Source organism: Paenibacillus sp. FSL H7-0357 (genome assembly GCF_000758525.1).
Taxonomy (GTDB): Bacteria; Bacillota; Bacilli; order Paenibacillales; family Paenibacillaceae; genus Paenibacillus_AQ.
Genome location: NZ_CP009241.1, coordinates 4210076 through 4233646 on the forward strand (window position 1 = coordinate 4210076; position 23571 = coordinate 4233646).

The window sequence follows — 23571 nt, forward strand, 5'->3', positions numbered from 1 at the left end:
GACAGCTCATGTATCTAAAATTGGGGATTATCCTGGTACTGATTCTATCGCTCACAACGGCATGCTGGGACCAGAAGGAGCTTAGCAACCGGTCCCTCTGGATCGCCTCTGGGTTCGACAGGAACGAGAGAGGGGATATCGTCTTGAGTGGCCAAGTTTTGATACCGGGTCAACAGGGTGAAACCGGAGGGAAAGGAGGTTCCTCTGGCAAGGGTATAGGTAATTTCGTTGTTTCGGGAAAGGGGGAGAGTGTCAGTCAGGCAGCAGCCGATTTACAAGCAAGTCTTTCCCGAGAAGTATTTCCCAGCCACCGCAGGGTAGTTTTTGTAGGAGAACACTTCGCGAAGGACGGGATCGCCGACATCCTGGATGAACATTCCCGGAATCCGAAGGTCAGGTTGCGGTCCGATATCTTTGTCGTGAAAGGTGGTACCGCCCTTGAACTGCTCAAATCTTCGTATCCCTTAGAGAAGATACCCGCGATTGGCGCTTACAAAGAACTGGAATATACAAGTGGCCTGAAACAGGCGACATTAATGAGATTTTTAAGAGCAGCTAGCAGCGATGGTGTTAGCCCGACCTTACCCGTAATTTCTTTAGATCGGAAAGGTGACGAGAATCAGGAAGTGAAACAGCAAGAAATTTTTCGGATGAATGGCATAGCCATTTTTGATAAAGAAAAGTTGAATTTAAAAGGTTATATCAGCCAAATGGAAGCATTGAATGTGAATTGGATTACAGGTGTGTTAAACAGCACAACAGTAACAACTCTCGTGCCTAAAAATCAAGGGAGAGTCAGCCTACACCTATCCCGGATGGGACGAAAAATTTGGTCAGAATACAAAAGAGATAAGCTTGTCATTCATGTTCAGTTGATCGGCAAAGGATTAATTAGGGAGAACCAAGGCCGGTTGGATCTTCGTAATCCTGCCAATGTCAAATTGGTCAAGCAAGCTCTAGAAATTGAAGCAGCAAAGAGAGTTAAAGAAACCATCTTTAAAATTCAGAAGACTTTCCATGAGGATATCTTCGGGTTTGGTGAGGTACTTCACCAAAGAAGTCCGTCGTATTGGAAGAAATTAAAAAATAACTGGAATTTTTATTTTACTGAGGCAGAATTCGATGTGAAAGCTGATTTGACGGTAACCCAAATAGGGCTGACGGGACCTGCCCTGCATTTACAGGAGGAGGAAACGATACCGTGAACACGACTAAAATTTCTAACATTCAAGTGTTTTGGATAACGTTTTCGATGGAGAGTGCAATAATATTATTCTTGACCCAATCGCTTGTCATTCAGATGACGAAGCAGGATGCTTGGATTTCTTTCCTAATCGGGGGTGTTATCGCCTGCGGGATCACTCTCCTGTGCAGGGCCTTGTCCCTTCTGTACCCCGAACAGACACTCGGCGAATTCAGTGAAAGAATTTTAGGCCGCTGGCTTGGGAAAATAATAATTACTCCCTTTTTTATAGTGTGGATAATCACTTCGGGAACGCTTCTTCGCCAATTTTCGGATTTCTTCCAAATGATCTTGTTTGACCGAACCCCTTCAAGCGTGCTGATGTTACTCATGATGGTAATCGTAGTAAGCTTGGTCTGGGCTGGAGGAATCGAGGCGATTGGGCGGTGCAGCCAAATGATGGGGCCCTTAATTTTGGTGATTGTCATTGTGGTCACTTTCTTGAGCTTTAACAATTATGAATTCGCGCAAATTCTTCCTGTTTTCTCGGAATCAGGTGTAGGAACGATTATGCGAGGAAGTCTAGCGCCCGCCTCGGTGCTGGGAGACACCGTTTTCCTGTTGATGGTGACAAAATTCATGAAGAACCCCCGTCAGGGAACGAAATTTGCTGTTTGGGGCGTCGCGGCCGTTTCAATCATATCCTCTATAATGACCTTGACTGCTCTATCAATTTTCGGTTCAGCGTTAGCGGCAAAGATGCTGATTCCAACATTTGAGTTGATGCGATTCGTCTCCCTTATGGAGTTCATACAGAATATCGAAATTTTTTCGTCGGTTTTATGGTTCTTCAGTGTGTTTATCAAATTGAGCTTATATTTATTTATAACATGCTATGGAATGTCCCAATGGTTAGGATTAAAACGTTGGACCAATTCAATCTGGTTGATTGCACCAGCAGTGTATCTTATAGCATGGAAGAGTCCCCAAGCTGTTCTGTACAATTCCCAAATCCAGCTTTATCTGGGCGTTCGTTACGTAATGCCGTTTGAGCTGATTGGGATCCCATTCCTGCTGTGGATGGTTGGCACTATTCGTAAACGACGATCACGTCAGTAAATACATTTAAAAGCGCTCAGTGATCAAATCACCCGAAATACTTACAGCTTTTGAGCTTGAGCTCTCCGAGGAGAAACAAGGGGGGATAGTTTGAGAAAAACTCTATTTTTGATAATTCCGCTTTGGCTGGCAAGTACTTTTTTTGCAATTTGGCCAATTCAGGCGGATTGGGCATATAATTTTGTTGTAAACGACGGTAAATCGTATATCATTTCTGACAATCGAGTGGAAAAGGAACAAATCGGTTCAATAATAGGCAAAGTTACATCATTTTCAGACAAGGAAGGCACATACTCAGGTAATTTTTCGAATCACTATCCGAAGGGCACTGAATATTACAAAATCAAAGACGTGAACAAAAATGAGGCTATTGCGATAAAGATAAATGATGGGTCATTCATTAAAGCTAATTATGAGGGTGAATATGCCGGTTCCAGATTTGATTGGGGAACAGTTGTATGGTATACCGCCGGCTTATTCTTGCTAGTCCTTGTCATTGTGAAAAATAATCGGAAACGAAGCTAAGACTAAAAAGAAGGATCATTAAGATAACGGGAAACGTTAGTTAAATAAAACAGCGGCAGTCTAGGACTGGTTTTCTCGTCCTTTTACTGTCGCTGTTTCGGCTTCTGGGGTCAGTCTAATTATTCATTGGTGGCATCGCTAGGATTCAATCGGAATAGGCAAGGGGCAACCTGGTAGGTTGTGCTTTGGCAGGGATGCGCAGACTCGTCGCCTTAACAAACGGGATACCCGGCCTGTCTGCGTACAACCAATTGTGAATTGAGGTACCGAATGACCGAACAGGTGATGGAAATATGAAATCCATTCACCACACATAGAGCTCACTGAGCTTAATAAAAGCGGCAGCTTTCGGCAGTGTGCAGCAGCTTGAACAAGCGGCGGATTTGTAGTCTGGGGCGATAGTATAGGTCTGTAAGTACATTGATTCCGCTTGTGCGATCAGACTAAAGCTGCCATCTTCACGCTGCTGTACCGTAAATGAATCAAGCGGCCGGGACAGCCCGGTGCCAATCGCCTTGATATAGCTTTCCTTTAATGTCCACAAGTCATAAAAAAAATCCTGCCGCTCCCCGGCAGACTTGCCCTGTAACGCCTCTCGCTCCTCCACAGAAAAAAACCGCTCTGCTATTTGAATATCTATGGGCCGTATCTGCTCAATATCTACTCCGAGTGAACCCTCATTCATTCCCCAGATCATCAGTACCCAATCTCCTGAATGAGACACATTATACTCAAAATCAGGCAGCCCAGACACCCCCGGTTTGCCGAATGGATTCTCCTCGAACTGAATATTGCCATTCCGTTGACCGAGCTGGCTGCAGAGGATGTACCGCACCAGTATCTCGCCAAATAAAGAACGATATGCATCTTCCTTATGGAAAAACCGGGCGAGACGTGCGCGCCGGGCTTCCGATACCTGTGCTGTAAAATAGGCATAGCTCTCCAGACTTAGCTGCTCCGGGAGCTTAAAAGCAAGAATTTTGGACATAAACAACACCTGTCTTAGGAGATTTTAATTTGTTTTCGTTATTGTGAATATTGTGAAATATGAAGTCCGTTCTCTAAACAGGACAGCTATACGATTCTAGCATATTTATCTGAACTCACTCCATACCTAAATTGGTTCTAATAGCTCTTTCCGAAATTTGCACATTATTGAATTACTGGCATATTACGACATAATAGGACGTCGAATGCTGCAGATATATACACCATTCTATTAACTTACTTAAAATTGTATTAATAATCTTTATTGTTATATAGTCCTAAAGAATGGTATTTATTTAAATATTTTCATAGTATAGTTGGTATTATCAAGACATCGTCAAAATCAGTTTTAATACTACAATATTATTGAATGAAAGCAATATTACGGGAGTGATATCATGTCATTGGAGAATGAATGTGAAGATAATAAGGCGGATATTGCCATTATTGGCCTCTCCATCCGTCTGCCTGGCATTGATACCGTTTCACAGTTCTGGGAAGCAATCCTGGGTGGAGAAGAGGTGGTTGCTAACACATCCCCGCAGGATAAAGCAGAAGTTGCTTCTGCGGAGGGAAGGCAAAACTTTATTCGCACAAACACCAACATTCGGAACATTGAGAATTTTGATGCTGCTTTCTTTAATTTCAACATAAGAGAGGCGTCCTTGATGGACCCGCAGCATCGTCTGCTTCTGGAGATGGCTTGGGAAGCGCTGGAGGCAGCCGGATATGATCCGGGAACTTATGACGGTCTTATCGGGATGTATGCGGGCGTGTACGCGAACTATTATCAAATGTTCAACCTTATGCCGCTTCTCAATGGCAACAGAGCAGCCTCCGAACTCCAAATGCAGATTGCAAGTGAGAAAGACCATGCAGCGACGATGGCCGCTTACAAGCTAGGCCTTACCGGACCAGTGCTGAATGTTCAGTCTGCCTGTTCCAGCTCGCTGGTTGCTGTACATCTGGCTTGCGAGAGTCTGCTCACTTACTCCAGTGACATGATGGTATGTGGAGGTGCAACACTCGGCATTCCCCAAGCCAACGGCTATTACTATCAAGACAACGGGTTGTTGTCCGCTGATGGGCATCTCCGGGCGTTCGATAAGCAGGCTACTGGAACCTTGTACAGCGATGGGGCAGGTTGCGTCGTACTGAAAAGATATAGTGATGCCCTTGAGGATGGCGACACCATTCATGCTGTTATTAAAGGTTCTGCTGTCAATAATGACGGAGCCCTCAAAGCCGGATATACAGCTCCCGCAGTCAAAGGTCAGATTCAGGTTATTGAACGCGCACAGATGAACGCAGACGTAAGCGCCGAGGACATCTGTTACATAGAAGCTCATGGTACCGGCACTCCTCTAGGAGATGCGATTGAGCTTGAGGCACTGCATGAGGTATTTGCCAGACATACTGAAAAAAACGCTTTTTGTGCTTTGGGTTCGGTCAAATCTAACGTCGGTCATACGGGGCCATCCGCAGGTATTGTTGGGTTAATCAAAGCAGTCATGGCCCTGCGAGAGAGGATACTGCCACCCGCTATTCATGCAGATACACCACACGACAGATTAATGACGGGCCAGAGCCCGTTTTATCTGAATCCTGTTCCGCTGGAGTGGAGCAGCCCCAATCAGCGGCGTCTGGCTGGGGTCAGCTCCTTTGGGCTTGGAGGCACCAATGCACATGTTATCCTGCAAGAAGCGCCCGTGTTGCCAAAGGAACCTTCCTTACGGCGCAGCAAATTGTTCGTCCTCTCCGCCAAAAGTGCAGAAGCGCTCAAGAGGCAAAAGCAATCCTTGCAGCAATTTCTAAGCTCTGCTTCAGAAGAACAGTTAGCGGATGCAGCCTATACACTGCAAACCGGACGGAAGCTGTTTGAGCACCGGGCAATTTGGCTATACGGCTGCGGAGGTGAGACGCAATGGATGGAACGGGAGACTAGCAGGAAGGATAACCCCGATCTTGCGGGCATGCCCTTGTTCCACTTCCCGGACCTATCCAATTTCGAGGCTCCTGAGCTTGGGGATTGGATCGCTGAGGAAACGGTATTCTACAACAACTTCGTGCAGGGTAAGAAGCTGGCAGAGGAATGGTTCGGTAAGGGAGATTCGGCATTGCAGGAACAAGCCACATACGCATTAATCGTGCAGATCTCCTTGTTCAAACTCTGGGAGAGCTGGGGAATCCATCCCTCGGGCTGCCAAGGTACGGGCAGCGGCTTATTTGCCGCCGCTTATGCCTGTGGCCTCCTGACTCATGCGGATGCTTTGTATCTGGGCAGCTCCTTTACAGCCGCACTCGCAACTTCGGGTGAGGCGCGGGGTACTTTTGTCCGAAGCTACCGGCAACGTGTCTCCAGTCTGAAAACGGGGCTGATGAAGGTTCCACTTGCAGCACCGCCGGGGAGGGACCCGATGACTCATACGGAGTGGAGCAGCAGCGATTTTTGGACAGCATATCTGGCGGATGCCCTGGAAAACGGAGCCTCATTACAGACCAGCAGTAAGAATGAAATAGATCGGCTGGTGCTTGATATGAATCTCGGTGAACCTTCGGAAAGTCATGGAGTGACAGAATGGAAGAGTATTTTCCTTCTTCTCGGCAAAGTCTGGATGGAAGGCTGCCCCGTCAATTGGAAGGCATATTATCAAGGGGAACGCCGCCGCCGCATTGAATTGCCTGCCTATCCATTTGAAAGAACACGCTGCTGGGTGGAGCGTGATGATTCTGCACTTGATACTACCGGACCGCTTCAGCCCATTTCGGAACCCGTCAACTTGCGGCCAGAGCAGTTGGATGGATACATCGCACCAAGAACAGAGGTTGAACGGGACCTGGTTGCAGCTTGGGAGCTGTATCTGGGGGTGGCCCCGATCGGAATCAACGACAATTATTATGAACTGGGAGGCAACTCGCTGCTGGCAGCTTCCTTGCATGCACATATATGTGAACAGTTTTGCGTGACGCTTAGACTTGAAGTTTTTTTGGAGCAGCAGACGATAGCCCGATTAGCCGAATCCATTGAATCCTGGAGACTGAATTCTATATCTGCGAAAGGCGGACACTGATATGGATCTTGTGAATAAGGCATTGCATCGTTTAAGCCATCCCCAAAAGAGAATTTGGTATACCGAATGCCTTCATCCCCAGACAGCCGTACATCATATTGGTGGCTGTGTGCGTATTCACGGAACGCTCGACTTCCCCCGTTTGGAAACTTCGATCCAGAATGTGATTCAATCTCATGATGGCCTGCGCCTGCGTTTGCGGGCACAAGACGGAGAACCGCAACAATATGTAGCGGATACTACTTCGCTACAGCCGTTGCCCCGCTACGACTTCAGCTCATATGCCAATCCCCAGACGGCTTATGAGAGGTGGGTGAAGGCAGAGGCGGCAAAACGATTTGAACTTTTCGATTCTCCTTTATACCACATCGCTACCTTCAAGGTGGGGGAGCAGGATAATGGTTTTCTCCTGAAAGCCCATCATATCATCTGCGACGGCTGGTCAATGGACCTGCTGACCAGACAAATTCTCGGACATTATGAATCGCTGGGCAGGGAAGACATCTCTGACTGTGCGGTGTCCGAACCCTCCTATTTGACTTATCTTGATCTCGAAAGTCAATACCTGAGCTCTCAGCGCTGTCAGAGCAACAAACAATTCTGGGAGAACAAATTTGACATTCTTCCCGAACCTCTGTTTGACAAAACTGCCACTGCTCCGGCCGGCAGCCGCTATACCCGCCTGCTCGACAAGCAGGCCACCGAGCAGATTACCCGTGTTCTGCCAGAGCTTAATGTGTCATTGCCCCTATTTTTATCTGCCGCATTCGGGTTGGTATTAGGCAGGTATTACCAGAGAGAAGATCTAATCCTGTCCATACCCGTGTCCAACCGCTCTGCACACACCAAGGCAACGGTTGGCATGTTCACTGGCAATCTGCCGCTGTCACTGCATCTTAAGGAAGGCCTGTCCATACGTACATTTTTACAGCGGGTACGCCGTGAATATTCACGTAATCTCGCTAATCACAAGTATCCGTTCGATCTCCTTGCAAAACATCTTCAGTTGCGAAAAAAAGGGCATGGCAGCTTATACCAGGCCGCTGTGAATTATTATAATACCCACCTGCTGACAACCGTGGACAGCATGATGATTAGCAATGAGGAGTTCTACTCCGGCGAGCAGGCTTATCCCGTACAGTTGATGATCAAGGACTGGTCCGAGGATGGCACGTTATTGTTCACTCTGGACTACCAGACTCAGATCATTGGCAAGGAAGAGGCAGAGTCGCTGGTGGAATGTCTCCTGCATGTGTTGAACCAGATGGTGCATACTCCAGACCTCCCATTGAAGGAACTGACGCTGTCTACCGAAAGACAATTGGAACAAACTTTGATTCATTACAACCAGCATTCAATCCATAACTATCCACTTGAAAAGACGGTTATGGATCTATACGCAGATCAGGTTCGGCTCCATCCCAATCGGATTGCCGTGAGCTGTGCAGATGAGAAGCTGACCTTTGCAGAATTGGCGCAGCAGGTCAATTGCCTTGCGGCAGCCCTGACCGCAGAATTTCCGCAAGTGTCAGGCGTTATAGGCGTACGGATGCATCATTCTCCCGAACTGATCATTGCAATTCTAGCGATTCTTCAGTGCGGTGCGGCTTTTCTACCGCTTGACCCCGGAGTTCCGGCCGCCAGAGCGGAGTATACACTCCGAGACTCGGGAGCAATCTGCCTGTTGACCGATCTGCCAGAGGAACCGGCTTTCGTCTGGCCTATTCCAACGCGCAATCCCCGGCATCTGCTCCGGCATAGACCGTTGTCTGCGGGGGAACAGCAGAGGCCAAGGCCTGAAAAAACGGCTTACATCCTATATACCTCGGGATCTACAGGAGCGCCCAAAGGGGTTAAAGTTCTTCATTCTAACCTGGCCAACTATATCACTTGGGCAGCAGCAGAATACTTGACCTCGGAACACGAAGTGTTCGCCTTTTATTCCTCAATCGCCTTTGATCTGACGCTGACATCCTTGTTCGTACCGCTGGTCAGCGGCACCCAGTTGAGGATATACCCCTCCAGCGGCGAGGACTATACCTTGAGCCGGATTCTGAGCGAGAACAGAGCTACAGTAATCAAGCTTACCCCTTCCCATCTTGCGCTTATGGGGGAAGAACGGAGGCCGGATGCTGCCTTGCGGACACTGATTGTAGGCGGGGAGAGTCTCAAAACCGGCCTTGCAGCAGCCGTTCAGCAAGCCTACGGGCCCAATCTGGCTATTTATAACGAATACGGGCCAACGGAAGCAACCGTAGGCTGTATGATTTACCGTTATGATTCCATAAAAGACAAGGGAGCGGCGGTTCCTATAGGAGTACCTGCTGCAAATGCGAAGCTATATATATTGGATAGGGATTTGCGGCCGCTGCCTCCAGGTGCGAGGGGAGAACTCTATATCTCCGGCCCCGGTGTTGCGGCTGGCTACGTCCATCAACCCGAGCTGACGGCGGAACGATTCTTGCCGGATTCAGTGAACAAGGGCAACCGGATGTATCGTACGGGGGATCTGGTCCGGTGGGGTGAAGGCGGAGTGATGGAATATATCGGCCGCTGCGATACCCAGCTTAAGGTTAGAGGCTACCGAATCGAGACGGAAGAGATTGAACATCACCTGCTGGAGATGGAGGGCATCCGTAATGCAGTTGTTTTGACGGAGGGTGAAGGCCCCGGTATGGAACTGGTCGCCTGTATTGTCGGAGGCTCGCTTACAGCGTTGGATATCCGCAGCCGTCTGGCAGGCATCCTGCCTGGATACATGGTTCCGGGACGCATCATTTTCAGGGCAGAGATTCCGCTTACTGCTAATGGGAAGGCCAATCGGAGGCAGCTTGCACAAGATTTAAATGCCGCCGCTGCAGAGGTCCAGGAGTACGAAGGAGGGACGCAGACTGAACGCCTTTTATCCGCACTACGGACCGTTCTAGACCGTAGGGAAATCAGCCTGGAGGACCGTTTTTTCAATCTGGGCGGGGATTCCATCAAAGCGATTCAGATTTCAAGCCTGCTCAAAAACCAAGGACTTCAACTCAGCGCGGCTGACATTCTGGATCATCCCCTCATAAGCGAAATGCTGCTGCATCTCACGGAAGATAAGGTGGTTCAGCCGCAGGGTCCGCCGGAGGGAATCGTCCCGTTGACACCGATCCTGTCGTGGTTTTTCTCCCGGGAGCTTAAGAATGAAGACTACTATCTGCAATCGATGCTGCTGGAGATCAGTGAAGATGTTGCCACGCATACCCTTGAAGACAGTTTAAGGAAATTGATCCGGCTGCATGACTCCTTGCGCTTGCATTATGACTCTGTACAGCAGCAGCTAGCCTATAACAATAACCTTTCTGTGTATGAGTTCCAGCTAAATGTACTTGATTTGACCGGATTCGATCCTAAACAACGCGCTCAAGAGTTACTGTCATATACCTCCGCACTGAAGGCAGGCATACGCCTTACTGAGCAGGAACATTTCCCCTTCCGCGCCTGTCTGATTATGGAGCCGGGACGTGCTAATCGTCTGCTGCTGGCGGCTCACCATGTCTGCATAGACGGTGTCTCATGGCGGATTATTATGGAGGATTTGGGACGATTGCTTCAGGGAGAACGCCAGTGTCTGCCCAAAACATCATCGTTCAAGCGCTGGGCCCTGGCGCTGAGCGAACGCACTGAACCGCTGGTCCAGCGGGAGCGGGAATATTGGAGCGGAAATTACAACCTCCCAGATGATCATTGGCTTTGTTTAGGGCAACCGGGTAGTGGACGCACGACACTTCGTACGCTGACGTTCGGCCCTACAGAAACGGGGCTATTGCTTGAACAGTGCCAGCAGATTAACGGTCTGCAGCCCCATGAGCTGCTGCAGACTGCGCTTGCCCTGGCACTTCATGATACCTGGGACTGGCAGACGCAGGTCATTTGGCTGGAAGGACATGGCCGGGAGCCCTTGTTCCCTGAAATTGATCTCTCGCGTACCACTGGCTGGTTCACCAGTCTGTATCCGGTCAGAATTACGGTTGAGGCAGGTACAGGTGTAATCGAGAAGAGGGATAACATTCTCCAACAGTTTAGGGCGGTGCCCCGCAAAGGGCTGGGATATGGCATTTTGGCTTATGGATTAGGGCAGATTACACCGGCTGTTCCCCGGATTTTGTTCAATTATCTTGGGGAATTTCAGGAGGATTACGGGAATGGGCTGTTGCGTGTTCTGAATGAGCCAACAGGACCGGATATGGCCGAAGACAATGCAACACCATTCGCACTGGAGATCAACGCTTATATTCTGAAGCGCAGACTGTATCTGGAGTTACGTTATCCCTCCAGTATGCCGGACAAGGTCATGGAGCAGTGGATGGAGCGGTATGAAGCCCTCTTTGTGGAACTTCTCACTCAACCGCCGGTTCAGAGGGAGCCAAACTGGACACCCGCCGATTTTGATGCGGTGGATATGACACAAGAGGAGTTGGATTCGTTATTCAAATAACAGGGGGGATGGCATGAACCGCTTGCTAATCAAAATGCTCTGTGCCTGTATTCTGCTTGGTATAACTGCGCTGCCGCCAGCTTCGGCAAATACTGCTGGTAGCGGGATTTCGGCTGAGTCCGTCGACGAATATGTGCTTAGGCTGATGGATCAGATGGATCTTCCCGGTGTCTCTGTAGCTGTGCTTCGCGGTGACAAGACTTATGTTAAGGGGTATGGCAAAGCTGACGCCAGCCGGAATATACCGGTAACCCCGGACACCTTGTTCGAACTTGGCTCCAACAGTAAAGCCTTCACCGGCGTCGGTCTGCTGCTGCTTGTCGAAAGAGGGCTTGTAGACCTGGAAGCGCCGGTAACCCGCTATCTGCCATGGTTAGCACTGCAAGCGAAGGGGGAGTCTGCGGAACCAACGGTCGGGCATTTCCTCCACCAGACCAGTGGACTGGGCAGTGATTCCGTTGCGCTGATTGATCCGTCCACCGAAGACAACGCACTCCAGAATACGGTGCGCGGACTAAGCGAAAACCCGCTCTGGTATAAACCGGGGACCCAATTTCTGTACTCCACCGGAAATTATGATGTACTTGGCGCGATTATTGAAGCTGTGAGCGGGATGTCCTATGAATCTTATATGTCCGCTGAAGTTTTGCAGCCTTTGGGTTTAGAGCAAACATCCGCAGGAAGAGCGATCTTGCAAGGTGGCAAGGAAATCTCCCAAGGATACAAGCCTGGACTTATCAGCAACAGAGAGTATCAAGCCCCCGTCTACCGCGGGAATACACCCGCAGGCTACATTTTGTCAAGCGCTAAGGATATGGCCAACTGGTTGAATCTGCAGATGAACCCGGCAGCAGCGCCTTCAGAGCTTAGGGGGGCCATTGCCCGTGCGCAGATTCCCGATGAAACGGTCAAGGCAACAGAAACTCCTCCGTACACGACACCTTTTCATTATGGCGGTGGCTGGCTTGTATTTAACAAAGGAGATCATACCCTCTATTCACACGGGGGCAATAATCCAAATTTCTCTTCTTACGTCTTGTTTGATCCAGTAAAACAAATCGGAGTTGCTGTCCTGGGGAATCGGAATACGACGGCGACTTACGCCATCTGCGAGGGATTGTATGCCTTGCAGCAAGATCTGAAACCTGCCGCTGCACCAATGGATACTATGGACACGGCGAATCTCGCAGGACGGATCATTATCCTCATTTGTGCGGCTCTTTGTCTCTGGATGATCTACGTATGGGTCAAGGATCTGCGTTTGATCCGCAGTGGCAGACGGATGCGTAGGGGACCTTCTATCGCCCTATACGTCAAGATATCCGGTTTTGTTATCCTAGCCGTTTTTATCGTGGCCGTGGCCTGGTATATACCCAAAATGCTTTTTTGGGGCTATCCTTGGAGATTTATTGTCGTCTGGGCACCGTTTACGATTGTACCGGCTATGATTTTGATCGCAATCACTGGAACGATGTTCCCGGCCTTAAGACTGTTAAAAATGTGGTTCCCGCTACATCCAAAGGTGCAAACGGACCGCCGGACACAGCCGCAAGTGACTCAAGAGGAGGCTTCCTTATGACTATCAAGCTTTTTACAATTCCGTATTCCGGCAGCTCAGCAGCCATCTACCTGAAATGGAGGACTCTGCTGCCAGAAAATATCGAAGTGGTACCCCTTGAATTTCCAGGCAGAGGCAAACGGTTCGGGTCCAAGCTATGCGGCAGTATGGAGGAATTGATTGACGATCTTGTACAGCATATTGGCAGCCAGCTTCAGGGGAGTCCATATGCGCTGTACGGACACAGCCTGGGAGGACTGGCGGCTTATGAACTGAGTGTGCGGCTCCTGGAGAGCGGACAGGCGCTTCCGGTACATGTCTTCCTCTCTGGCTGTAACCCCCCACACCTGCGTTATGGAGAGGAGCAACTGCATAAACTGCCGGACGAGCTATTCCTTCAAGAAATCATCAAGCTGGGCGGTACCGCTCAGGAACTGGTTAATCACTCGGAGCTAATGAGAGTTTTTCTGCCGATCATCAAAGCGGACTATAGAATCTACGAGTTATATGCCGGTAACGGCCGGTGCGTGAAGCTTCCGGTGGATTGCACGGTCATGCTCGGCACCGATGATCCCTTGATGCCTGCGGAGAACGGGATAGAGTGGGAGCAGTATATCAGCGGGAGCATGGTGATCAAAAATCTGCCCGGCGGCCACTTTTTCATTCATGACCGGCAGGATGATGTGATCGCCGCCATTCAGGATGCACTTGCCGTTCATAAGTGAGGAGGCCCAAGATGAAGGTTGAGAAAAACAACGTCCAGGATATTTGGCCGCTGCGGCCGCTGCAGCAAGGGATGCTGTTTCATTATTTGCAGGGGGAATCCAAAAGTGAATACATGGAGCACCTTGTCCTTAGCCTGCAGGGGCAAGTCGATAACCGGCTGTTCAATGAGGCCTGGCTCGCTGTCTACCGTGCGAATGACGCATTGCGGTCCGTTTTCAAATGGGAGGGTCTCCGGTCACCTGTACAGGTGGTGCTTCGGAGCCGTGAACCGTTGCCGGAAATCTATGATTTCACGGGCGGAATTATCCCTGATGAATTTAAAGCCGTCATTTCCAGTGAAGATCAAGCGGCTCTGAAGCAGACGAAGAGCATAGAGGAACGGATGCAGCTAACTGCAGAAATCATTGGCAAACGGAACCGTACGATACGTTTCAACCTGACCCGGGAAACCCTAAGAATCGTATTATGTAAGTTCGACGGGGAATGCAGATTGTTCCTTACGTACCATCACATTGTGCTGGATGGCTGGAGTCTCGGCATTGTGCTGGAAGAATGGCTTCATGCCTACCGGGCACTCGCTGAAGATCAGGAAGTGTCCCTTTCAGCAAAGCCGGGAATGAAGGCTTACCTGGCTGCTGTCAAAAGCTCACGCGAACCGGAACGGGAAGCGGTGTATTGGGCCGATTGCCTGCGGGATTATGAAATAAAGCAACCGATACAGCCGTTCTACAAACCCCGGCGCTCGGGATTCAAACGGGTATCCCTGAACATACCGGAAACGGCAGCGGCGGGAATGCGGCTATTTTGCCAAAACAATGGCATGTCGGTAGCCACCTTGATGAATGGTGCGTGGGGCATATTGCTCCAGAGGTTCAAACATGTCGATGATATTGTATTTGGCTCGACGTTATCCGGCAGGGGCGTTAGTCTTGCCGGCATCGGGCGTATAGTCGGGCTGTTGATCAATACGGTGCCGCTGCGTCTTTCCAGCCGAAAGATGGAAAGTGTTCTGGAGTATTTCGCGGGCGTTCATTCAGCAATCGCGGCCAGGCGTCCATATGAAATGGCTGGTCTGTCTGAGATCCGGGAATACGCTGGGATTCAAGGTACGGAGGAGTTATTTGATACCTTACTGGTCATGGAGAACTATCCGCTGGATAAGGTGCTGCTGGAGCAGCCGATGGCAGACTCAGTACCGGAAGATCTAACCGGGCAAGTTCCATTGTCGATCAGTTCCTTTGAAATGGTGGAGCACGCTCATTATCCGCTTACTCTGCTCATTCGGGAGAGCAGCGGTTTCGAAATGGACTTCATCTATGATCAGGAAAGCTATGAGTATTTTGTGGTAAATCAGATGTCACAGTGCTTTGTGCAACTGCTGCATAATCTTGTCGCGCAGCCAGAGGTACTGGTGTCAGACATTAGGATCGCGGAGCCTGACGCACTAAAAATGAACGGACTGCTGTCATCCGCCGAACCCCTGAAGCAGTTCCGTGAACAATCTATTCCGCAGTGGTTCACCACGATGGCACGGAGCCATCCCCAGAACATTGCCATAATTCATGAGCAAGTCAAGTGGACCTATGCTGAGCTTGATCGGATGTCTGACCGGGTAGCCGCTGCACTGATTCGTCTTGGAGCCGGGCCGGAGCAATACATTGGAATCGAGTCTCGGCGGAGCCCGGAGACGATCATGGGACTGCTCGCGATTCTGAAATCCGGGGCGGCTTATGTGCCTCTGCACCCGGATTATCCCGAAGAGCGGATCAGGTTCATGATCGAAGATTCAGGAATGCGGCTTATGCTGTCAGACACGGATAGCCGGCTTTCTTTTATGAAATCCATGAATGTAGATACGCTGTGTTACCAAGATATCCTTGAGAAAGAAGATCCAGCACCGCTAGACAGCTGCCCTTCTCCGCATGATGGCGGACACCGTCTAGCCTGCATTGTTTATACTTCCGGATCTACCGGAAAGCCCAAAGGCGTAATGATCGAGCATAGAGGCATCGTGCGGCTGGTCAAGCATACAGAGTTTGTGAATTTCAGCGCCAGCGATGTGATTTTGCCGACATGTCCGTTTGAATTCGATGTCTCCAACTTCGAGATCTGGGGGGCACTGCTGAATGGAGCGTCACTGTACCTGATGGCTCAGGACAAGCTGCTGATGCCTCAGGTATTAAAAGAAACGCTGCTCCAGCAGAAAATAAGCTTGATGTGGATGACTACACCGCTGTTCAATCAATTAGCCAGTGTGGATGCTTCGCTGTTCCATTCCCTGCGTTATCTGATTATTGGTGGTGATACGTTGTCGCCAACGCAGATTAACAAAGTGAGACAGGCCTGCCCGGCTTTGGCACTCGTCAATGGCTATGGTCCTTCCGAGAATTCGGTGCTGTCCACCACATTTGCGATTGAACGGGAATATGAGACCAGAATCCCGATCGGCAGACCTGTCTCGAACTCCACTGCATATATTCTGGACCGGAATCAACAGTTTTTGCCTGTGGGAGCAATTGGTGAACTATGCGTCGGGCTGGAAGGCGTGGCAAGAGGGTATCTAAACAACCCTGAGCTGACCGAAGCCAAATTTATTCCCGATCCGCTTTATCCAGAGTACAGGATGTACAGAACAGGGGATTTGGCCCGATGGCTTCCTGATGGGAATATTGATTTTCTCGGGAGAGCCGACAATCAGGTGAAGGTTCGGGGATACCGGATTGAGCTGCAAGAAATCGAACATGAATTAAGCCGGCTGTCCGGAATAGAAGACTGTACGGTTATTATTATTCAGTCATCTGACCGGGAGAAGGAGCTGGCTGCATATTTTGTAGCGGGCGACAAACTGCAAGCAGGTTCGCTAAGAAAAGCGTTGCTGGAACGGCTGCCATCCTATGCGGTGCCTACGCGTTATATGCAGCTTGCTGCGCTGCCGCTGACGATCAACGGGAAAATTGACAAGAAGGCGCTGCGCAACCTGCCGTTCCCTTCCTCAGTCATCGGAGGTAAACCTGCAAAATCATTGGCCTTTATGGAAATCACGGTGCTGGAAGCCTGGAAGGAAGCACTAGGGGTGGAACAGATTGGACTTGATGACCCCTTTTTTGATATCGGCGGGAATTCGCTCCTGACGATCCGTATCAGCGATAAGCTGAATGCCTCCACCGGTATCGAGCTGTCGGTAACCGATTTATTCCGATATCCAACGGTCAGAGAGCTCGCCGCGTACATGGCCGCGAAGCAAACCGAAGGGAGCCCGAAGAACGACAACGATCATGTACCTGTTCCCTCCCAAGTAGAGCAACAGCCGATGGAAGGCGCTTCAGCAACAACTAGTGATATTGCTGTTATCGGACTTGCCGGAAGGTTCCCAGGTGCTGCTGATCCGACGAGTTTTTGGCGCAATCTGCGGGATGGGAAGGAGAGCATTTCGTTCTTTTCCGATGAAGAATTACGCGCTGCGGGAATTGCCGAGACGCTGCTGCGTGACTCCATGTATGTGAAGGCCAAGGGGATGCTTGAGGATATCGAATACTTCGATGCGGAATTGTTCCATTACAGTCCGCAAGAGGCCGAACTTATGGACCCGCAGCTTCGCATTCTGCATGAACTCGCCTGGGCGAGCCTGGAGGATGCCGGATATGATCCCATGCGGTACCAGGATGCCATTGGCTTATTTGTGGGCGCAACGGTCCATTTGAACTGGGTAAACCGCCTGTTCGATTCGCTGGAGGACGATACAGAACGCTGGCGGGCGGCAAATCTTAATGTACATTCCTTGAGCATGCCCATCTCATATAAGCTCAATCTGAAAGGTCCGTCGTTAACCGTAGAAACCGCCTGTTCTTCGTCTCTAGTAGCGCTACATCTAGCCTGTAATTCCCTGATGCGGGGAGAGTCCGATCTGGCGCTGGCAGGAGGGGTGTCGATCTCAGTACCCAAGAAATCGGGCTACACCTACCAGGATGGCATGATTAAATCGCCGGACGGGCACTGCAAAGCCTTCGATGCAGATGCCAAAGGGACAGTCAGCGGCGACGGTGCGGGTCTTGTGGTGTTAAAAAGGCTGGATCAGGCTGTTCGGGATGGCGATCATATCTACGCTGTTATTAAAGGATCTGCGATTAACAACGATGGAACGCGCAAGGCTGGATTCACGGCACCTAGCGTTCAGGGACAACTAGAGGTTGTGACGGCTGCATTGGAAGCCGCAGCCGCCCCTGCGGAATCCATCAGTTACATTGAGACACATGGTACGGGCACCCCACTGGGTGATCCCATCGAGATCGAGGCCTTGTCCGGGTTGTTCCCCGCCTCCAATGGAACTGGAACAGCCATCGGGTCTGTCAAAACCAATATCGGACATCTCGATGCTGCTGCGGGAATTGCCGGATTCATCAAAACAGTGCTGGCACTGCATCACAAGCAGTTGCCTCCCAGCTTGCATTATAAGCAGGCTAATCCAGCCATCGGCTTCGACAAAAGTTCATTGTATGTCAATGCCACGCTTCAGGATTGGCTGCCGCCGGAAGGTTCGCCGCGCCGTGCTGGCGTAAGCTCCTTCGGAATCGGTGGAACCAACGCGCATGTCGTTCTGGAGGAGGCTCCGCTTTCCGTCGCGGCAGATCATGGGAACAGACAGAACCGGAGTGAGGGATCAACCGAATTGTTCCTATTATCCGCTGCGACAGAAGAAGCCTTGCTGCAAAAAACAGAAGACTTGCTCTGTTATCTCAGTTCGGCAGAAGGTCAAGAGCAACAGCTTGCTGATATCGCCTATACGCTGAATACAGGCCGTCAAGAATTGAACTGCCGGGTGGCATGGATTGCATCGGATGCAGCTGAGCTTGCTGCCGGCCTGCGTGCTTTCCAGAGCGGAACTCGCAACATTGCCCGTATCCGGGAGGCTGTGCATGTAGTATTCGCATTCCCGGGCCAAGGAACCCAGCATGCAGGAATGGCACGTTACCTGTATGATACGCAGCCGCTATTCCGGAGTGAAATGGATCGCTGTCTGGAGCTGGCCTCACCGATCTTGGCGACCGATTTGCGGTCCATCTGGCTGCCGCAGCAGGGGCCGGACTCGGGAGGGTCAACACTGCCGGCAACGACTTTGAAGGCTATCGACCAGACCGAAATTGCCCAGCCGCTGCTGTTCATGGTGGAGTATGCGCTGGCCCGGCTTTTGCAGCATTGGGGCATCTCACAGGCGGCTATGATCGGGCATAGCCTCGGTGAATACACGGCGGCCTGCATCGCAGGCGTGTTGACACTGGAGGAGGCTATCCGGCTGGTGATCCGCCGATCCTCGCTAATGCAGCAGATGGAACACGGTGAGATGATTAGTATTAGCCTGGGGCATGAGTGTTTGCTTCCAATGCTGGGCGAATGGCCCGATCTGTGCGTGGCTGCGACCAACAGCCCGGAACTCACAGTGGTCTCGGGACCGCCCGCATCCATCCGTGCCCTGTCAGCCGAACTGCGGCAAAACGGCCACGAGCCGTTCCGTCTGCAGGTATCGCATGCCTTTCATTCCGCGATGATGGAGCCGATGCTCGGCCCCTACAGCAAAGTGCTCCAAGAAATCAAATTGGCGGCTCCGGCAATTCCGTATATCTCCAATGTTACGGGTGAGTTCATCACAGCCGAACAAGCGGTGGACCCTGAATACTATGTGAATCATCTCCGGCAAACCGTCAGGTTCTCGGAAGGCGTGACAACGCTGGCGGAACAGCTTGAGCCTGTATTTCTGGAAGTCGGCCCGGGCCGGACGCTGGGTCAACTGATCCGCCGAAATCCGGGTATCAGCAGTACCAGTAAGATTCTTAGCATAGTACCCAAAGCCTCCGAGGCACAGGCCGCAGGTGTTCATCTGCTTCAGGCCTTGGGCGACCTATGGATGAGCGGAGTGGCTATCAACTGGGAGAAAGTATTTGAGAACCGCAAAGGGCGGCGGGTTTCCCTGCCGGTGTACCCGTTCGAGAAGCAATATTACTGGAAATATCAGCAGGGGAAAGCAGAGAATATCCAACCGGACAGCTCGCTTTCCCGCAAACGTCCGGTTTCAGAATGGGCTTATGCCCCGGACTGGAGTGTGCAAGAGGGCAGTATGGAAGACAAACGTACTGCCTGCAACGGACAGACGGTGCTGTTGTTCACTGAGCGGAGCCTTTTCGCTGACCAGCTTGCAGAGTTACTGGAGGAGCAAGGAGACCGCTGGATCAAGGTCTACCCCGAAGGGAGCTTTCAGAGGGAGTCTGCTGCTGAGTACACCCTTGATCCCGGCAACCCGGCCCATTATGCTCAATTGTTTGATGTGCTTGCCGAAGCCGGGATACAGCCGCCCGAACGGATCATTCATCTGTGGAGTCTTGGGTTGGAACAAGCCGAAACCTTGGTTCAGGCCCAAGTAGCGTCCGGTCGAAACGGGGAGAATCTTGCCGGCATTGAGGTGCTTAACCGCTGCCTGTACAGTGTACTGGAACTGGTTCGTGCGGCCGCTGTAGCCGCGCAAGGGAAGACGCTGGATCTTACACTGGTCACAAATCAAATGGAACGGGTCCATTCGAACGACATTGTAGATCCGCTAAAAGCTACCCTGCTTGGAGTAGCCAGCGTTATCCCGCTGGAGTATCCACATATCCGGGTGCATACATTGGATCTCGATAAGGATTCCGCCGCCGCGAATTCCGGACTTCTGCTGACACTGCCTTTCGAAGGGTCGGAGGGTAAGGCTTGCCCGCTTCCCACACGGCAAGCGCTGCGGTCCTCACACCGATATGAACACGGCTTCATCCGGGTGCCCCTTCCCCGGAGAACCCTTCCGTCTGGCGCTTTGCGCAAGGGAGCGGTGTACCTGATCACTGGCGGACTTGGCGGAATCGGCCTTGCGCTCGCCGATTATCTTGCTAGTCAATATCAGGCCAGGCTTGTACTGGTTAGCCGCAAGCCGCATCCGGTACAGGAGCGGCTGGAGCAGCTAAGTGTGAGCGGAGCACAGGTGCATGTGGAATATGCCGATGTCGCTGACCGAGCATCGATGGAACGCGTCATTTGCGCAGCGGCGGAGCGCTTCGGCCCGCTGGACGGAGTATTCCATGCCGCAGGAGTGCCGGATGGAAGCATGATCCACATCGCAACAAGAGAACAAATCGCAGCGGTGCTGCGGCCCAAAATCGCAGGTACCACAGCTTTATATGAGGTGCTTGCAGATATGCAGCAGCCACCGGCATTTCTCCTGCTGTTCTCTTCGATCAGCGGCACGTTCGGTGCTTTCGGGCAGAGTGGGTACGCAGCGGCCAATGCCTTTATGGACGGATTCGCCCGTGCACATGCCGGGGAGTCGTCTGGAATGCGCGTAGTCAGCATGGATTGGGATGCATGGAAGGAGACGGGGATGGCTGTTGAGGCTATGAACCGATTTAACGGGTCCGACAAAGACGATTTGGATACCCCAGCCTACAAAGAAGGGCTTACGGACCTTCCGCTGCGCATCTCCCACCCGCTGCTGACCTCCAAAAGTGAGGCGGCAGGGGAGACGCAGACGGTTTATGTGTCCAGATTGTCGGCAGAGCATCATTGGGTACTGGACGGCCACCGGATGCTCGGTTCCTCCATTTTACCGGGAACAGGTTATGTAGAGATTCTCAGGGCATCGTTTGAAGAGTTAACCGGAGATACCGGCCTGAACATTGTAGAACTGTTTTTTGTACAGCCGCTTGTGGTCGAAGAGATGTGTGAGCTAAGAACGCTATGGTCCAAGAATAGCAGCGGCTGGGAATTCTCCATGTCCTCCATAGGAGCGGCAGGAAAATGGGTACAACATGCCAAAGGCTGCGCGGAGCGCCGGGAAGAGCAGACTGATCGGACACTCAGCGACACAGAGCTCAATAAGCTCCATAACTGCCTACTGGCAGCAACGGTTCCTGTAGAAGCAGAACGATCCGAGGAAGGCACGAAGGTACGCATGCAATATGGCCCTCACTGGAACAACATGCGCCGGGTCTTCCGAAACGAGAATGAAGCTGTTGCCGAATTGTCATTGCCAGAGGATCTGGCAAGGGACTCGGCTGATTACGGAGTTCATCCCGCTCTGATGGACCGGGCAACGAGCCTGCTCAACGAACAAACGGAGGACAGCCGTGCTTATCTGCCTTTTGCGTATAAGAACCTCCAGATTCTCCGGCCGTTTCCTGCTAATCTCTGCACCATTGTGCAAGAAGGGGAACAAAGTGAAGAAGCCCGGACGTATACCTGCCTCATCACTGATCTGGAAGGCAGTGTACTCATGGAGATTGAAGAATATGTCATGAGAAAAGTCCGTGACCAGTCGCTGTCAGACAAGTTGCCTTTGGAACGCGAAGGAATGTTGCCTGCGGTCGGCAATTATCGTCTGGGATTAGCCGTACCAGGTGAGCTGAACAGCCTGCATATCCTGTCTGAATACCGGATGCCTCCGGGACCGGATGAGGTAGAGATAAGAGTGGCGGCTAACGGCCTGAACTTTAAGGAAGTGCTGTATGCACTCGGTGTGCTTAAGCTGCCGGATTCCTATGGTTTCAGCTTCGGCCTGGAATGCGCCGGGACGGTAACGAGGGTGGGGGCAGGCGTAACCGGTTGGCTGCCTGGAGATGAAGTGATGGCGATAGCCGGAGCAAGCTTGGGCAAATACGCGCGTGTGCCGGCAAGCTCGATGGTGCGCAAGCCTACCCGGATATCGTTTGCTGAAGCGGCAACCCTGCCGATTGCCTTTATGACAGCATACTACGCGCTGATTATCCGCGGACAGCTCTCCTTGGGCGAGAAAGTGCTGATTCATACGGCAACAGGCGGCGTGGGTCTGGCAGCCGTGCAAATCGCCCAGTGGGCTGGAGCGGAGATTTATGCAACGGCCGGCACCGAAGAGAAACGAGACTACCTGCGTTCCCTGGGTATCTCCCATGTGTACTCCTCTCGGGATCTTGCTTTTGCCGACCAAATCCGTGAGTCTGCCGGAAGTGTAGACGTGGTTCTGAATTCCCTGACGGGAGAGGCTGTCGAAAAAGGCCTTTCCTTATTGGCCCCGCATGGCAGATTTCTGGAAATGGGCGTAAAGGACATTATGGAGAACAGCAAGCTGGGGATGCGGATTTTCGAGAAAGGAATTTCTGTGTCAGCCATCAGCATGGACAGTGGCCTGCGCGGCTACACAAAGCTTTTCCGCGAGATTGCCCGGCATGTGGAAGAAGGCACTTTTACACCGCTGCCTGTGATCCCCTACCGGTTCGCAGATACGGAAGAGGCTTTCCGGTATATGGCATCGGCCAAGCATATCGGCAAAATCGTCATTACCCAGGAACATGCTGCAGCTCAAAAGCCGGAGACGGTGCAGCTCCAGGATGGAATGACCAATGCTGAAGGAATGGAAGTGCTTGAGCATATTTTAACCAAAGTCATGAGTGCAGAGTTGTCCCACGTTCAGTGGCTGTTGTCAACGACCGACCTGAACACCCGGTATTCCTTACTTGAGGCTAACACGCCGGAGGGGATAAGACCTGCTAATAAGCCTCTTCCTGCGGGACGCAAGCGGAAACGGTCGGCTAACAGCACCGAATATGCACCACCGCTTACACAGACGCAGAAGAAGCTGGCAGAACTGTTCATGGACTATCTGGAGCTGGAGGCGATCGGGCTGCATGACAATTTTTTCGAAGCGGGAGCAAGCTCACTTGACCTGATTCAGATTAATGCCCAAATCAATGCTTTGTCCGTCAAAGATACCTCAATTGTCAAAATGTACTCCTACCCGACGATTCATCTGCTGGATGCCTATTTGTTCGCGGACAGGGAAGACCAGACGGACAAGAGCGAGGTTCTCAAAGATTCCGAAGACCGCAAAAGAAAAGCAAGCCGCTTGAAAACACTGGAGTCCATCAAGGGAAGAAGGTGA

At 51.2% G+C, this 23571-nt stretch carries 9 protein-coding genes; 8 read left to right on the forward strand and 1 reads right to left on the reverse strand.

The genetic code is table 11. The annotated features are described in order from the left end of the window. The first annotated feature begins 8 nt into the window (after positions 1 to 8). The 3 genes from H70357_RS18280 (at position 9) to H70357_RS18290 (ending at position 2827) form a co-directional block, all read left to right on the forward strand. Positions 9 to 1205 (forward strand): Ger(x)C family spore germination protein, encoded by a 1197-nt coding sequence (locus H70357_RS18280; protein WP_052092105.1) that lies wholly within the window; start codon positions 9 to 11, stop codon positions 1203 to 1205. Continuing rightward, positions 1202 to 2302 carry a GerAB/ArcD/ProY family transporter gene (locus H70357_RS18285; protein ID WP_038592441.1) on the forward strand — a complete coding sequence of 367 codons (1101 nt, stop codon included), beginning with the start codon at positions 1202 to 1204 and terminating at the stop codon, positions 2300 to 2302. Before H70357_RS18280 ends, H70357_RS18285 begins: the two co-directional genes overlap by 4 nt. A gap of 90 nt (positions 2303 to 2392) precedes the next feature. After that, complete coding sequence (locus tag H70357_RS18290) at positions 2393 to 2827, forward strand: hypothetical protein (RefSeq protein ID WP_038592444.1); 435 nt, start codon at positions 2393 to 2395, stop codon at positions 2825 to 2827. A gap of 304 nt (positions 2828 to 3131) precedes the next feature. Here the strand turns inward: H70357_RS18290 and H70357_RS18295 are convergent, their stop codons facing one another. Continuing rightward, positions 3132 to 3815 carry a 4'-phosphopantetheinyl transferase family protein gene (locus tag H70357_RS18295; protein WP_038592447.1) on the reverse strand — a complete coding sequence of 228 codons (684 nt, stop codon included), beginning with the start codon at positions 3813 to 3815 and terminating at the stop codon, positions 3132 to 3134. A 397-nt stretch (positions 3816 to 4212) separates the two neighbouring features. On the opposite strand from H70357_RS18295, the gene H70357_RS34405 reads away from it, so the two are divergent. The 5 genes from H70357_RS34405 to H70357_RS18320 are packed head-to-tail and all read left to right on the forward strand — an operon-like array spanning position 4213 to position 23571. Next, positions 4213 to 6885: a type I polyketide synthase gene (locus H70357_RS34405; protein ID WP_052092106.1), complete on the forward strand. Its 2673-nt coding sequence runs from the start codon at positions 4213 to 4215 to the stop codon at positions 6883 to 6885. Between the two features lies 1 nt (position 6886). Then, complete coding sequence (locus tag H70357_RS18305; protein WP_038592450.1) at positions 6887 to 11359, forward strand: non-ribosomal peptide synthetase; 4473 nt, start codon at positions 6887 to 6889, stop codon at positions 11357 to 11359. 13 nt (positions 11360 to 11372) lie between these two features. Then, a complete protein-coding gene (locus tag H70357_RS18310) occupies positions 11373 to 12938 on the forward strand; it encodes a serine hydrolase domain-containing protein (protein ID WP_052092107.1) in 1566 nt (521 codons plus the stop codon). Further along, on the forward strand, positions 12935 to 13642 hold the full coding sequence (locus H70357_RS18315) for a thioesterase II family protein (RefSeq protein ID WP_038592454.1): 708 nt from the start codon (positions 12935 to 12937) through the stop codon (positions 13640 to 13642). The genes H70357_RS18310 and H70357_RS18315 overlap by 4 nt, the downstream gene beginning before the upstream one ends. Positions 13643 to 13653: 11 nt before the next feature. Next, positions 13654 to 23571 carry a hybrid non-ribosomal peptide synthetase/type I polyketide synthase gene (locus H70357_RS18320; protein WP_038592457.1) on the forward strand — a complete coding sequence of 3306 codons (9918 nt, stop codon included), beginning with the start codon at positions 13654 to 13656 and terminating at the stop codon, positions 23569 to 23571.

What these genes read in the sequence shown, in the direction of transcription:
- H70357_RS18315 (WP_038592454.1), top strand. Translation starts at nt 12,935, where the DNA reads ATGACTATCAAGCTTTTTACAATTCCGTATTCCGGCAGCTCAGCAGCC.
- H70357_RS18310 (WP_052092107.1), top strand. Translation starts at nt 11,373, where the DNA reads ATGAACCGCTTGCTAATCAAAATGCTCTGTGCCTGTATTCTGCTTGGT.
- H70357_RS34405 (WP_052092106.1), top strand. Translation starts at nt 4,213, where the DNA reads ATGTCATTGGAGAATGAATGTGAAGATAATAAGGCGGATATTGCCATT.
- H70357_RS18305 (WP_038592450.1), top strand. Translation starts at nt 6,887, where the DNA reads ATGGATCTTGTGAATAAGGCATTGCATCGTTTAAGCCATCCCCAAAAG.
- H70357_RS18295 (WP_038592447.1), bottom strand. Translation starts at nt 3,815, where the DNA reads ATGTCCAAAATTCTTGCTTTTAAGCTCCCGGAGCAGCTAAGTCTGGAG.
- H70357_RS18320 (WP_038592457.1), top strand. Translation starts at nt 13,654, where the DNA reads ATGAAGGTTGAGAAAAACAACGTCCAGGATATTTGGCCGCTGCGGCCG.
- H70357_RS18280 (WP_052092105.1), top strand. Translation starts at nt 9, where the DNA reads ATGTATCTAAAATTGGGGATTATCCTGGTACTGATTCTATCGCTCACA.